Raw genomic sequence first — 13,360 nt, 5'->3', positions numbered from 1 at the left:
GCCGTCGTACCCCCCTCGCCCCGGTGCGGCTCCCCAGGAGTCCGACGAGAGCCTGGCCGCCCAAGTGGCGGGCCCCGCGCAGGGCGACGCCGCCCGCCCTCTCGCGCTGCTGCTCGCGCGGCACTGGCAGCCGATGTACGACTACGCGGCCATCTGCCTCGGCACCCCGGGGCATGCCGCCTCGATGGCGGCCGCGGCGACGTTCCGTCAGGTGCTGGAACGCCTACGGCAACGGGACGCGGGCGACGCGCTGCGACCCCGGCTCCTGGTGGCCGTGCGGGAAACCGTCACGGCGTGGTCCGGCGACGACCAGGTGTCCGGGCTGCTGCCGGGACTGAGGAAGTCGGCCGGGGCGCGCGGCATGCGGGCGGCCGCCCAGGCCGATGCGTCGAACCGTGCGCTCGCCCAGCGGTCTTTCCAGGCCCTCCCGGGATCCGCCCAGTGCCTGCTGTGGCACACCGAGGTCGAAGCCGAACCCATATCCGTACCGGCCGGTCTGCTGGCCATGGACAGCGGGAGCGCGACGGCCACGCTGGAGCAGGCGCGGGAGCAGTTCCGGGCGGGCTGCGTACGGGCTCACCGCGACCTCGCGCCGGCCGCCGAATGCCGCTTCTACAATCGTCTGCTCGACATACCGATCCGCCGCGGCGGTTCCTTGCTGCCCGACGTGCGCGAGCACGTCCTGGAGTGCCGCTACTGCCGGCACGCCGCCGAACAACTCGCGCTCTGCGTCACCGATTTGGGTGTCCTGCTCAGCGAGGCGGTACTGGGGTGGGGCGCCCGGCGCTACCTGGCTTCGCGGCCGGGCCGCGGTGGGCAGAGCGCGCGGCCGGGGCACGCACCCGGCCCGGGCGGCCGTCGTCCGGAGGGCGGACGCCATCGCCTGCTGTCCCGGCCGGACTCCCCGGACGCGCGCCGCACTCCGTCGCGGCTGCCTTCGATGTCCGTGATCGCCGGGGCCGGTCTCGCCTCGGCAGCGGTGCTCTCGGCCGTTCTCGTCACCACGCTCGCGTCGGACGACGGCCGTGGCGCCGGGCCGGCGGCCTCCCCGGGCGCGACCGGCGGCCGAGCGAACCCCCCGGCCACGCCTCCCCCGACGTCTGCGGGCTTCCCCGGCGTCTTCGGCCACGCCAGGCTCCGCAACGCCGGGAGCGACCTGTGCCTCGACGTCCGCGGCGGCGACGCCCGCTCCGGCGCGGGAACGACGACGAGCGCCTGCTCCACCGGGAAGAACCAGCAGTGGTCGTACGGAACCGACGGTCTGCTGCGGAGTCTCGCGGACCCGGAACTGTGCCTCGACTCCCGGGCGGACGACGGCGCCGTCACCCTCGCCCGATGCGTGGGCGCCAAAGCGGCGGACGTCGACGGCCTGCGCTACGACCTGACCGTCCAGGGCCAACTGCTTCCCCGGTCGCGCGAAGGTCTCGCGGTCGTACCCGCGTCCCCGGAGAGGGGCGCGGATGTGGTGGTCAAGATCCGCGACGGCTCGGTGGCGCAGAAGTGGGTGCTCGACGCGTCGTCGGCCGCGTCCGAATCGCGGCCGGACACCGGCACGGGCGCTCCGTCGGCGAAGTCCGCGTCGGACGTGCCGCCGGAACGCGCGCGGGAAAAGGCCGGGCCGTGGGAGCGGAAAGCCGGGTAGAGAAACACAATTCCGCGGTGCGTTTTCAGAGTAACTGCGACCCTTTCTGTTGCCCGGGGCAACTCAGTGCCGGCTTTCGGAGCAGCAGGGGGAGCGAGCGGCAGCCGACGTACGCCGTAACGACGTCGAGGGACCCCGGTGCCGTGCGGCACCGGGGTCCCGGGGGTTGCAACACCATCTGCCGGCTACTGCTTGGCCGGATTCATGTGTCCGCATCTCCGCCGAAGTGAGGGGCGGGGTGCGGGGATCGCGGATGTGTGACCGGTGACCACCTTTCGTTCCGGGGCCTTCGGTACCCGGACGGACTCGTCCTCGCCCGGGCGATCCTGATGGCGTCTGCCTCCTTCTTCCGTGCGTTCAACCTGTCTTACCGCTGAAACCGCGGGACCGCTCGCGGCCCCTGTGGGCCGCCGGCCCGGCGATCAGCGGCAGGACCCCTTGATGCGTCCGGCCCTGCCGCTCCATCGCCGTGCCCCTGCTCAGCGGCACCCGCGTGCGCGGCAGTTCGTCCCTGCCGCGTCGAACTTGTCGTCCTGGCTACGAGGAAAACCATACCCCAGGAAGCGCCAATGTCTACTACCGTCATGACAGATTTACTCGTGGCACGGAAGGCGGGATTCTGTCGCGCACACGCGGCGGAAACTACGCGGAAGAGGCGTTCCATGGTGTATGGGCGTACGCCCGCCCCTCCCCCACGACCACCCGGCGGCGACCGGACTCGCGAGGTTGGTTAAGGTCGCGCCCTGGCCGTGGGTACGAAGGACGGGGGACGGTACATGCCGACTGGTGACGACCGGCGGGCGCTGCGGCCGTGCAGGTGGTGCGGCCGGCCTTTCCGGCCGGCGACGGGGCGCCGGTGGTCCCGTGCCTACTGCAGGCGAACGCACCGGTGGCGGCAGCGCGTGTCCGACCTCGTTGAGATGGTGTCGGGCGCCTTCTAGGGACCGCCTCCCCGGCCACCCGCACGTCCGGCGTTGACACGGCGCCCGTCGAGTACGTCTAATGGGCGCGTGCCGCGTGGCACCGACCAAAGAGCAGTGGGCCGGTCGGTGATCGGGCGAGCACCTCGCAGTCAAAGGGTCCGTCATGAGTCCTTACTCCGCACCCTGTACGTAACCCCGGGCAGCCGCACAGCGTCTGCGGCCCCTCCCGCCCCGGCGCCCGCGCGTGCCGGCCACGACGCCCGGACACCGCTGTGCCCCGACGGCTCGCGCACCCGCGCTCCGCGAGGGCGCGCCCGCGTTCACCGCACGGCCCGTGTCCGGCCGCGTCCCGCGTACTTCACCACCGGCCATGTGCCGCACCTGCGGACACACCTGCTTTCCGGAGACACCACACCGTCATGCCCACGTCGTTCAACACATCGGTCATCGAAGAGTTCCGTGCCAACGCGGGAAAGGTGGGCGGCCCCTTCGCGGGCTCGGACCTGCTCCTGCTGACCACCACCGGCGCCAGGTCGGGGGCGGAACGGACCACACCGCTCGGGTACGTCCGCCACGGAGACACGCTCCTGGTCGTCGGATCCGCCATGGGGGCCCCGCGGCACCCCGACTGGTACCACAACCTGCTCGCCCACCCGCTGGTCCAGGTGGAGCTCGGCACCCGCACCTTCGAGGCCCTGGCGGTCCCGGCGGAGGGGGCGCGACGCGAGGAACTGTTCGCGCACGTCCTGCGCGTGGAGCCCGGGTACGCCGAGTACCAGGCCCGGACAAGCCGCCCCCTGCCCGTCGTCGTACTGGAACGCGCCGAGCCCGACGCCTGGGAGGCACCGCGCCGCATCGACACCCTCGCCGACAAGCTCACGGAGGTGCACACCTGGCTGCGCGGACAGCTCCGCCAGGTGAGCGCCGAGGTGGAGGCGCACTTCACCGCGCGGGCCGCGCACGACGGCCCGGGCGAACCTGCCGCCCCCAGCCTGGGGCTCCAGATCCGCCAGCGGTGCCTGGCCTTCTGCCAGACGCTGGAGTTCCACCACACCAGCGAGGACGCGCACCTGTTTCCCGGGATCGCGCACCACCACCCCCACCTGGCCGCCACGTTCGAGCGGCTGCGCGACGAGCACCGTACGGTCGCGCGCATCCAGGGCGAGTTGGCGTCGCTCCTGTCCGGCATCGGTGTCGCCGAACCCCGGCGCTTCCGCACCGAGCTCGCACGGATGTCGGCCGAACTGAACGCACATCTCGACTACGAGGAGGAGGCGCTTCTCCCGCTGCTGGCCGACGTACCGTGGCCACCGGCTCCCCCGGAGCGTACGGCGCAGGCCGGCCGCCCCTGAGGTCGCGCGAGGCGCGTCGGGCCGGTGCCCGCGTCCGGCCGGGATCACGGCCGGACGCGGGCACCGGTGGGCGCTCGGCAGGTGGACCTCGCCGGACCGCGCCTCAGCTGCTTCGAGGGCCTGGCCGCCCGACCGCGCCCCTGAGTGCGGGCAGGTCAGTCCTCGGGCGGGAGCGCGGTGGGCTCATCCTCGACGGGCGGCAGCCCCTCGTGCACCCGGGCCAGTTGCCTGCGTACGGAGGTGATGGCGCCCGACCAGGCTTCCGCCACGCTCTCCACAGCCTGGTCACGGCCGGTCGGCGCGGTCGGCGCGGTCGTCGGTTCCTCGCTGCCGACCGGCTCATGGTCCTCGTTCATGACCGTCGTCTGCCCAGCCTGCCGACCGGCACTCACAGCGACGAAACTTATCTGAGTACCCACCTCGACCTTCACCAGTCATCCAAATTCCGGTGTACCGATGTGGTCGTTCGGTGTGCTCGGAGCAGCATCGCCCGGCCCCGGGAATGCTGGAACAAGCCAGGGCGTTACGACGTCCATGACCTTCTCCGTCGACGTGACCGTGCGTGGCTACGAGCTCGACACCCAGGGACACGTGAATCAGGCCGTCTACCTGCAGTACGCCGAGCACGCGCGGTGGGAGCTGCTACGGGCGGCGGGGCTGCCGCAGGAGAAGCTCCTGGCCGACGGCGTGGGGCCCGTCCAGCTCGAAGTCACGGTGAAGTACGCGCGAGAGCTGCGCGGCGGCGAGCGGGTGCGGGTGACCTGCCAGTTCGTCTACGGCACGGGAAAGACCTTCGGGATCGTGCAGCAGATCGTCAAGGAGGACGGCACGGTCGCTGCGGAGATCTCCGGGGTGGGAGGCATGCTCGACCTGTCCGCGCGGAAGCTGATCGCCGACCCCGGAGGCCGTCTCGCCGCGCTGGCCGACAACCCGGACCTGCTGAGCGGCTGAACGCGAGCGGGGAGCCGCTCAGGCTGGGGAGACGTGTCGGACCACCGCGTCACCGCCGGTCGGACGCCGCCGGTTCGTACGGGCCTTCCGGCCCGGATTTCCTCGTGGAGGTGATTCCGGGCCGGAAGGGGTACCCGCTGTGCGGCAACAGGTGGACGAGATTCCGGGAGCAGGCCGATGAGCGTCAAGGCGACAGGATGGGCCCACACCTTTCCGGCGGGTCAAGGTGTGCGTGCGGGACGGGAGTGGACGCGCCGTCAGCTGAGTTCACTCCCGTGGGCCGCCGAGGCGCCCGAGACGGTGGACGAGATCGTCCTCGCGGTGTCCGAGCTGCTCACCAACGCTCACGTGCACGCCCACAGTGACGCCCAACTCGTGCTGACGTGGGACAACAGCTGTCTGCATGTGAGCGTGCACGACGAGGCCGCGACCATGCCCGCGCCCAGGGCCCCCGACGAGGACGCCGTTTCGGGCCGGGGCGTCAGCATCGTGCAGTCGCTCGCCGACAGTTGGCAGACCCACGCGCAGCAGCACGGGAAGACCGTCACCGCCTGCTTCAGGCCCCAGCTTCCCGAACGGACGGCGCACCCCTGACGGCCGGTGGGGCGCGCCGCCCGTCGCGCGGGCGTGCGGGTCAGTTGGCGAAGCGGTCGCCGAAGTACGACAGACCGGCGGGACCACCCAGGGACGCCGAGCCGAAGCTCGTGGAACCGGTGGCGGTGATTCCGCTCGTACCGGCCTTGAAGAGCAGACCGCGCCCGCGCCGTCGTTCTCGGCGAAAGCACCCGCGACCAGTTCGGCGCGGCCGTCGCCGGTGCTGTCGGTGAGGTGCACGGAGCCGCCGAACTGGTCGTGCGACTCGGCGGCCCCGGGCACCCCGGCCGTGTCCTGGGAGAAGCTCTTGGAGCCGGTGCCGGTGAGGCCCGTGGCGGAGCCCCGCAGGACGGTGACGGTGCCGGCCGCCCGCGTGCTTCCGAGTGCCTCCGACGAGGCGCCGACCGCGATGTCGGCGTAACCGTCGCGGTCGGTGTCACCGGCGGACAGGCTCCAGCCGAACCGGTCGCCCTTCTCGGCCGTGCCGGGGACACCGGCGGTGTCCTGGGTGATGCGGACCGGGGTGCGGGTGGACAGGCCGGTGGCGCTCCCGTACGTCACGGTGAGCGCGCCGCCGAGGCCGCCGTTCGGCTCGTCGGTGGTCTTCTCCATGAAGTTGCCGGTGACGATGTCGCCGAAGCCGTCCTTGTCGACGTCGGCCACGGCCCCGGCGTAACCGCCGGCGAGCTTGCCGGCGGCCTTGAGGCCGGTGGTCCCGCCCTTGTAGAGGACGCTGCGGGTGATGTGGCCGTCGCCGCTCGCCTGCTGGCCCATCACCACCAGGTCCGTGGCCGCGTCGCCGGTGACGTTCCCGGCGACGGGCGCGGAAGACCCCGGCGCCGCCGCCGCGGACACCGGACACCGGCCCCCCTGAGGAGGCCGGTGTCGTGGTCGGTGGGTGCGGCGCGGTGGTCCGGTCGGTGCGCCGCGTGCGTCAGGGCGCGTTCCGCACCGAGCCGGTGACCACCGGTCCCGGCCGAAGCTCCCAGGACTGGTCGTAGACCATCATCTGCGCCTTCAGCGCTTCCTCGGGCTCCCGCACGCGGTCCGCGACGGTGGGCACGGTCACCTCGGTGCTCAGCTCGCCGGCGGGAACGGTGACCGGCAGGTACGGCCCCTCCACGGCCTTCGACAGCGGCCGGGCCGGGGCCGGCGTCGCGCCGAGGGACTCCTCCAGCCAGCTCCTGTCGACGTCCAGGGTGGACAGCTCCTTGCCGTGGCCGACGGGCCGGAACGTGAACTCGCCCATGACGTCCGCGTCGGCGGCCTTCGCCAGCGACACCCGCCAGGTCAGCTTCCGGCCCTCGGTGACCTCGCCCGCGACCGGCTTGACCCGGACCGTGGGCACCGGGTCGTCGTTCCGCGCGGTCACACCGCCGCTGTGGGAGCCGACCGCCGCGCCGCGCACCGCCTTGACGTAGACGTGGTGCGCGACGTCGTTGCCGTACCGGGTGTTGCCGGGCACCAGCACCGGTATGTGGATGGCGTTGCCTCCCGGGCTCACCGTCACCGTCCGGTGCGTGACCTCGTCCGTACCCGCCCTGGCGACGAACACCCGGACCTGGCCGCTGCCGTGCCCGGATGTCCGCACCGGGACGCGGTAGGTCCGTACGCCGGAGTTCCCCTCCTTGACGGACAACCGGCCGATGTCGACGCGCGGCAGCTCGGCCGGCCGCACGTCCGGTATGCCGGGGCTCCAGCCCCACGCGTCCATCAGCCAGGCCCGGCCGGACCGGTTGCGCGGGGTCAGTTCCAGCGCCTTCACCTGCTTCAGGTCCAGCCCGGAACGGACGGCGGCGGACAGGGGTACGCGTATCTCGCGCCCCCAGTGGGAAGCCGTGCGCTCGCTGCCCGGCAGTCCGTCGACGCGTGCCCGGCCGAGGGTGGCCCGCCGGCCCGAGGCGTCCACGAGAGCGATGTCCAGCCGGGTGCCGGTGGTGTTGGGCGGGACGATCACCCGCAGCGCCAGCGCTTCGGCGCCCGCCAGGGACACCGGGGCCGCGGGACGCAGCGCGACGGCGGTACCCGGGCTCGACCAGCGCATCGCGACCGCGTCGCGGCCGGGTTCCGGTGACGTCTCCCAGGAGGCGAAGTGCGGTGACTGTCCGCCCGCGCCGTTGGGAGGCAGGCAGGAGCGGGCCGGGTCCGGATCGACCTGCGCGCAGAGCCGGCCTCCGGACACGGTCGCCGAGGGCCCCGGCAGGAAGGCCGTCGTACGGTTCGCACCGACGGCGTGGGTGAGGACGCGGGCGGGGTCCGCCGAGGGCGCGCGGCGCTCGCTCCCGTCCAGCAGCGGGCGCACCCGGTCGTCGGCCTCGACGAACAGCCGGGCGGCCGCCGCGATGTACGTGGCGCCCGCCGTCTGCTGCTGGGTGGCGGTCAGCCGGGTCGCCGTGCCCGGGGAACAGACCGGGTCGGGGGTCTCCCCGGGCCAGAAGTCGTCGTCGGCGGGTGCCTTGGCCTGCCCCGGGGTCCATTCGCTGTTGAAGAAGTTGTGGTTGGCGCCCACCATGTACGCGGCGCTGTGCAGGGCCGCGCCGCGGCTGACGCCGCGCGTTCCGTCGACGTAGATCTCGCCCTGGAGGTCGGAGACGTCGCCGTCGCAGCCGGGCAGGATCGTCATGGACGGCACCTCGGGGGCGGGGTTCTGCCCGAAGACGGTGGGGCCGATCAGGACGGTGCCGCGGATGTTCCACCGTACGTCGCCACGGTGTCCGTCCTGGTCGGCGGGCGGCCGGTAGAGGCTGTCGAGCGCGGCCCGGTTGACGCCCTCTCCGCCGCGCGAGTGGCCGACCAGCAGGACGCGGGACAGGTCGGCGGGCGAGGCGGCGCGCACGGCGGCCGGTGCGCCGGCCGGGTCGGCGGCCCAGTCGGCCCAGCGGGCCAGGTGCTGCCGCACCAGGGACGAGCGGGCCTGCGCGCCGCCGTCCTCCGCGACGTGGTCCTGCCCGTTGATGCCGTTGGCCGCGATGGACAACGTCACGTAGCCCTGCGAGGCGAGGAGTTTCTGTGCCCGCAGATAGCCCTGGTGGCTCGGCACCGGCCGGGTGCCGGACCGGCAGGGCCAGTCGCCGCCCTGGTGGTCGGTGCCGGGCTTGAAGCACGTGTAGTGGCGGCCGTGCAGGAACAGTGCCACCGGCCGCTTCCCCGGGGCGTCGGCCGGTCCCACCACGGCGGCGCGCATCTCCACCGGTGCGGGGAAGCCGGGCAACCGCACCGGGCTCAGGGCGTATTCGCCGCTCACGGTCCGGTACGGGCCCGGCTTCCCCGGGTCGACCTCGTTGGCGGGGAGGGCGGCGGCTGCCCGCCGGTCCGGGGGCGGGGACACGGTCCCACTGGCCGGGTCGGGGCCGGCCGCGTCCAGGCGGCGTCCGCCGGCCATCACGCGCAGTTCCTTCGCCGGGCCGATCCGCGCGCCGGCGGAGTCCAGCCGGAACGAGCGCCCGTCCTTCGCGGCGACCGGCCGGCCGAGCAGCCGGTCACCCGCGTAGAACTCGACCCGGGCGTCACCCATGGGCACGGGTCCGCGCGAGGTCCAGACGAGTTGCCTTCCGGCACCCGTACCGGTGAGTTCCCAGCCCGGCGGGAGTTCGCCGCCGGTCCTTCCCGGTGGTGCGTCCGACTGGGAGGCGGCGGCCGGCAGCGCGTGCGCCGGCCCCGGTGACGCCGCCGCCAGCGCGAGCAGCGCCGTGGCAGCGGTCACCACGCGTGTGACACGTATCAAGGTGGTCTTCCTCAGCATCGGTCTCGTCGGGACGCCCCAGGAATCCCCGGTGCCCCCCTCGCCCCGGGAGGACGACAACTGACGGCCGTGGGTTGCCTCGTGGGGCGCACGGGACGGCGGACCGGCCGGGCCCCGCTCCCGGGAGAACCGGTCCGGGGGCCGTGTCTCACCGCTGCGCGGCGGCCACCGGACGAGGGGTCAGGGACAGCACGCCCTCGGCACCACACACGCGTTGTCGACGTACAGGCGCGACGCACCGTCGAGCGGACACCGCAGGCCGACCGACAGACGGCGGACCCCGCCGTCGCCGGCGAGCTCGTACGCCACACCGACCTCGAACAGGTCGTGTCCGGCAGGGCACCTGACCATGTCCGCCGCCGTGAGCGAGGCCGCCCGCACGGGCGGGAGCGGAGCATCGGACGGCACGAGCCGCCACATGGGGGCGCCGGGGACCACGTCGCCGTCCTCGATGCCGAGCGGCAGGCAGCAGCCCTCGCAGTAGCATTCGCCGGCGGCCACTTCGAACTGGTTCCAGTCGCAGTGCCGGCACACGACCGGGGCGGACACGACCCGCTCGCCGGGCTCCGCTCCGCCCGCCCGGCCCAGCAGCGACACGAGGCCGTCGTCCCACGTCGCCGCTTCGCCCGCCGGTCCGATGCTCCACATCCGCGCGTCTGCCACGGCGAGATCCTCGCACGGCCCGGGCGTACGCCGACTCCGCGGAGCCGGTCCGGTCAGGCCCCGCCGACCAGACGGTCCACCGCCGCGGTCCCCGAGGTGTAGCCCTGCGGCCGCACCGGCCCGAGGTCCCGTGCGGACGTCGTCTCCTGGTAGCCCCGGGTGAGCATCGCCGTGGGGGCGTGCCGGGGCCGCTCCCCGGTGTGTGCGGGAGGTGCCGCCGGTAGGGGCTCCGGTGCGAACCTGCGCGGGCCCGGTGTCCACGCCACCGCTTCCGGCGCCGCCCGGGCCGGCTCGTACAGCACCTGCTCCAGCGCCCCGATCAGGCGGTCCACATCCTGCTGGGGGCGCACCACGAGGCGCAGGAAGCGGCTGGAGCTGCCGACCTTGTTCGCGCAGTCGCGCACCAGCACGCCGTGGTCGGACAGCAGCCGGTCGCGCAGCACGATCCCGTCCGCGCCCTGCGGCAGCCGGACGTACACGAAGTTGCCCTGCGACGGGTACACGGTGAGGCCCGGCAGCCGGGACAGCCGCCAGGTCATCTCCTCCCGGTCGCGGCGCGAGCGCGCGATGCTGTCCGCGTACTCCGCGCGGTGTGCCTTGAGCATGAACACCACGGTCTCGGCGAAGGAGTTGAGGTTCCACTTCGGCAGAGCGGCGCGTACCTTCCCCGCGAGCCCGGGATTCGCCACGAGGTAGCCGAAGCGGACGCCGTGCAGCCCGAAGTTCTTGCCGAGACTGCGCAGCACGATGACGTTCGTCCGCAGTACCGCCTCGGCCGCGACGCTCGGTTCCGGTTCCGCGTCGGCGAACTCCAGGAAGGACTCGTCGACGACCACCAGGTCGAGGTCCTGCAGGGCGTCGAGGAGCGCCAGGACCCGCTGCTTGGGCAGGAAACCCCCGTCGGGGTTGTTGGGGTTGCAGATGACGGCGGCGCGGGAGCCTCTGGAGCGGATGAACCGTACGAACGCTTCCGGATCCAGCCCGAAGCCGTGGGCTTCGGGCAGCAGGAGCATGTCGACGCGCTTCCCCGTCTCCATCGGCTGGTCGGTCCACCGCCCGAAGGTGGGAACGGGCACGGCCAGGGACTCGTGGACGAGCAAGTGGTCGATCCAGGTGATGAGTTCGGTGGAGCCGTTCCCCATGGCGACGGTCTGCGGGTTGAGCCCGAGCACCTGGCACAGCTCGGCGGTGATGGTGTCGGCGCCGCTCGGGTAGTACGTCAGGATGTCGCGCAGCCGGCTGCCCAGCTCGTCGAACATGGCGGGGGTGGGGAAGTAGGGGTTGCAAGGGATGCAGAAGTCGGTGATCCCGCCGGCCGCGCCGGCCCCCGCCCGGTCGAGGGTGAAGTACGAGGGGCTGTGCGCGGTGGACGCGCTGAAGAGCTGCGTGACGTTGCTGCCGGCCATGAGTGCCTCCCCTGCCTGCGAGGACCCGTATCCGTACGGATCGGGCCGCCCCGGTATACGGACGGCGCTGGGGTGGTGTTCAACGTCTGGGGCGCGTGGGTTGTGTGCGGCGGGTGCGGCGCACGGGATGGGCGGAGCGGGCGTGCGGGGGTGAACGTGCCCGGTCGGCGGGCCGTATGGAAGGGGGACCGCTCCCTGCGGCCCGACGTGGTGACGTCGTGCCGGAACTGCTGTGAGGTACGGATGAGGCACGCGCGACGCAGATTGCAGAGGCTGGCGCAGGTGGCCGCCACGGGCGGCATACTCTGCGGCGGCCTGATGATCACGACCGCGACGGCGGGCGAGCCGTCCGCCCCGGCCGGCCGCGAAGCGGGCGGGGGCAGTGCCACCGCCCGGCCCGCCGAGCTGGGCGCGAGCCTGGTGGCGCGGCTCGGCACCGCCCGTACCGCGGGCACCTGGATCGGCTCCGACGGGCTCCCGGTCGTCGCGGTGACCGACGCGGAAGCGGCGGCGGAGGTCGGACGGGCGGGAGCCCGCGCCAAGGTCGTCCGCCACAACATGCGCCAACTGCGCTCGGCCACCGACGCGCTGCGCTCCGCGCCCCGGGTGCCCGGCACCGCGTGGGTGATGGACTACGCGTCCAACAAGGTCGTGGTGCACGCCGACAGCACCGTCTCGTCCGACGACTGGACGCGCATGTCCGGGCTCGCCGAAGACATCGGCGGGTTCGTGGAGATGCAGCGTACGAAGGGGTCCTTCACCACCAGAGTGAGCGGCGGCGCCCCGGTCTTCGCCGGCAACGGACGCTGCTCGGCGGGCTTCGACGTCACCGACGGCCGCAGGAACTTCATCCTGACGGCGGGGCACTGCGGGCCCGTCGGCACCACCTGGTTCCAGGACCCGCAGGCCGCGGGGCGGGTCGGCACGACAACCGCGAGCAACTTCCCCGGCAGTGACTTCTCCCTGGTCGAGTACGAGAACGGCGCCGCGTCCAGGGGTGGCAGCGTGGTGGGGATCGGCGGTGGCCGCGAGGTGCGCATCACCGGGGCCGCCGATCCGTTCGTCGGCCAGCAGGTGTTCCGCAGCGGCAGTACGACGGGCGTGCACGCGGGCCGGGTGACCGCGTTGAACGCGACGGTGAACTTCCCCGAGGGCACGGTGACCGGGCTGATCGAGACGACGGTCTGCGCCGAGCCCGGCGACAGCGGTGGTCCGCTGTTCGCGCGGGGGGTCGCGCTCGGCGTGACGTCGGGCGGCAACGGTGACTGCACCACCGGGGGCCTCACCTACTTCCAGCCGGTGACCACGGCGACGGCGGCGCTCGGGGTGCGCGTCATCGGTGCCACCACGGCGGCCGAGGACGGCCGGGGCATCGCGGCGCCGCCGCCGGGTGACGGCGCAGGCGCCGTGCCGGAAGCGGCGGGAGGTGTACGACTGCCTGCCGGGATCGGTGTGCCGCGCGGCTACGCTCCGGGGGTACTCGTCGCGGCCGTGAGCCTCGTGGCTCTGGTGGCGACCCGGTGGATCCGGTCGGCCCACGACCGCAGGAGCTACCGTCGGCAGTACTCCCAGGTCTGGGGCTGACCTTCGGCGGGGGCGGGTGGTGCGCCCATCGGGTGGTTCGCCCGTCCCCCGCCGCCGGCGACACAGGGCTACCGGCAGGCCGTTCCCGCCGGTAGCCCTGTGTCGGTTCCACTGCCCGCCCGTGCGGGCCGCCTTCTCAGCCGAGCGCTGTCGCGGCCCCTCGGAGCAGCAGCCCGCATCCCAGCACGAACACCACGGCGGCCGTGCCGAGCGGGGCGGCGCGCTGAACCCGTGCGAGCAGCCGGCCACGCGGCCGCCGCGTCAGCCTGCGCGTCGTCGTCTCCCTCAGCCGGACAGCCAGGAACCCTGCGCCCGTCAGCGTGAGGGCCAGACCGGCTCCGTACGCCAGGACGAGCAGGAACCCGAACCACGCCTGGCCGAGGGCTGCCGCGCCGACCAGGACGACGACGGCCGAGGGGCTCGGGACCAGCCCGCCCGCGAAGCCGAGGAGCACGACTCCGCGCAGGCCGGGGGCGGGAGGGAGGTGCGAGTGCGTGTGAGGG

Annotated in this window: 10 protein-coding genes and 1 pseudogene; 5 read left to right on the top strand and 6 right to left on the bottom strand. The window is 73.4% G+C overall.

The annotated features are described in order from the left end of the window. Together E2E34_RS22275 and E2E34_RS22265 are read left to right on the top strand one after the other, a co-directional pair. A partial coding sequence (locus E2E34_RS22275) for an RICIN domain-containing protein (protein WP_138903687.1) occupies positions 1-1,642 on the top strand: 1,642 nt, incomplete at its 5' end. A gap of 1,342 nt (positions 1,643-2,984) precedes the next feature. After that, positions 2,985-3,917 carry a nitroreductase/quinone reductase family protein gene (locus E2E34_RS22265; protein ID WP_138903685.1) on the top strand — a complete coding sequence of 311 codons (933 nt, stop codon included), beginning with the start codon at positions 2,985-2,987 and terminating at the stop codon, positions 3,915-3,917. A 155-nt stretch (positions 3,918-4,072) separates the two neighbouring features. On the opposite strand, the gene E2E34_RS22260 is transcribed toward E2E34_RS22265, so the two are convergent. After that, on the bottom strand, positions 4,073-4,273 hold the full coding sequence (locus E2E34_RS22260) for a hypothetical protein (RefSeq protein WP_138903684.1): 201 nt from the start codon (positions 4,271-4,273) through the stop codon (positions 4,073-4,075). A gap of 178 nt (positions 4,274-4,451) precedes the next feature. Here E2E34_RS22260 and E2E34_RS22255 point away from each other — a divergent pair, with 178 nt between their 5' ends. Both E2E34_RS22255 and E2E34_RS35555 read left to right on the top strand, forming a co-directional pair. Then, entirely contained in the window at positions 4,452-4,868 is a 417-nt protein-coding gene (locus E2E34_RS22255) for an acyl-CoA thioesterase (protein ID WP_138903683.1), read from the top strand. A 177-nt stretch (positions 4,869-5,045) separates the two neighbouring features. Beyond that, positions 5,046-5,462 carry an ATP-binding protein gene (locus tag E2E34_RS35555; RefSeq protein WP_167518346.1) on the top strand — a complete coding sequence of 139 codons (417 nt, stop codon included), beginning with the start codon at positions 5,046-5,048 and terminating at the stop codon, positions 5,460-5,462. A gap of 357 nt (positions 5,463-5,819) precedes the next feature. On the opposite strand, the pseudogene E2E34_RS36615 reads toward E2E34_RS35555, so the two are convergent. The 4 genes and pseudogenes from E2E34_RS36615 to E2E34_RS22235 all read right to left on the bottom strand — a co-directional run. Next, positions 5,820-6,074, bottom strand: a pseudogene (locus E2E34_RS36615) (FG-GAP repeat protein); the annotation flags it as partial. Positions 6,075-6,396: 322 nt separating this feature from the next. After that, a complete protein-coding gene (locus E2E34_RS22245) occupies positions 6,397-9,186 on the bottom strand; it encodes an alpha/beta hydrolase (RefSeq protein ID WP_208765307.1) in 2,790 nt (929 codons plus the stop codon). 198 nt (positions 9,187-9,384) lie between these two features. Beyond that, complete coding sequence (locus E2E34_RS22240) at positions 9,385-9,867, bottom strand: hypothetical protein (protein WP_138903680.1); 483 nt, start codon at positions 9,865-9,867, stop codon at positions 9,385-9,387. Between the two features lie 53 nt (positions 9,868-9,920). Beyond that, entirely contained in the window at positions 9,921-11,273 is a 1,353-nt protein-coding gene (locus tag E2E34_RS22235; protein ID WP_138903679.1) for a pyridoxal phosphate-dependent aminotransferase, read from the bottom strand. A 243-nt stretch (positions 11,274-11,516) separates the two neighbouring features. On the opposite strand from E2E34_RS22235, the gene E2E34_RS22230 reads away from it, so the two are divergent. Then, on the top strand, positions 11,517-12,857 hold the full coding sequence (locus tag E2E34_RS22230; protein ID WP_138903678.1) for a S1 family peptidase: 1,341 nt from the start codon (positions 11,517-11,519) through the stop codon (positions 12,855-12,857). 136 nt (positions 12,858-12,993) lie between these two features. Here the strand turns inward: E2E34_RS22230 and E2E34_RS22225 are convergent. Next, positions 12,994-13,360 (bottom strand): urease accessory protein UreH domain-containing protein (locus E2E34_RS22225; protein ID WP_208765306.1); only part of this gene is annotated, 367 nt, incomplete at its 5' end.

The sequence above is a fragment of the Streptomyces albidochromogenes genome (assembly GCF_005981925.1).
In the GTDB taxonomy this organism is placed as follows: Bacteria; Actinomycetota; Actinomycetes; order Streptomycetales; family Streptomycetaceae; genus Streptomyces; species Streptomyces albidochromogenes.
The sequence above is the reverse complement of the archived record's forward strand: the minus strand, read 5'-3'. Positions and strand labels throughout refer to the sequence as shown.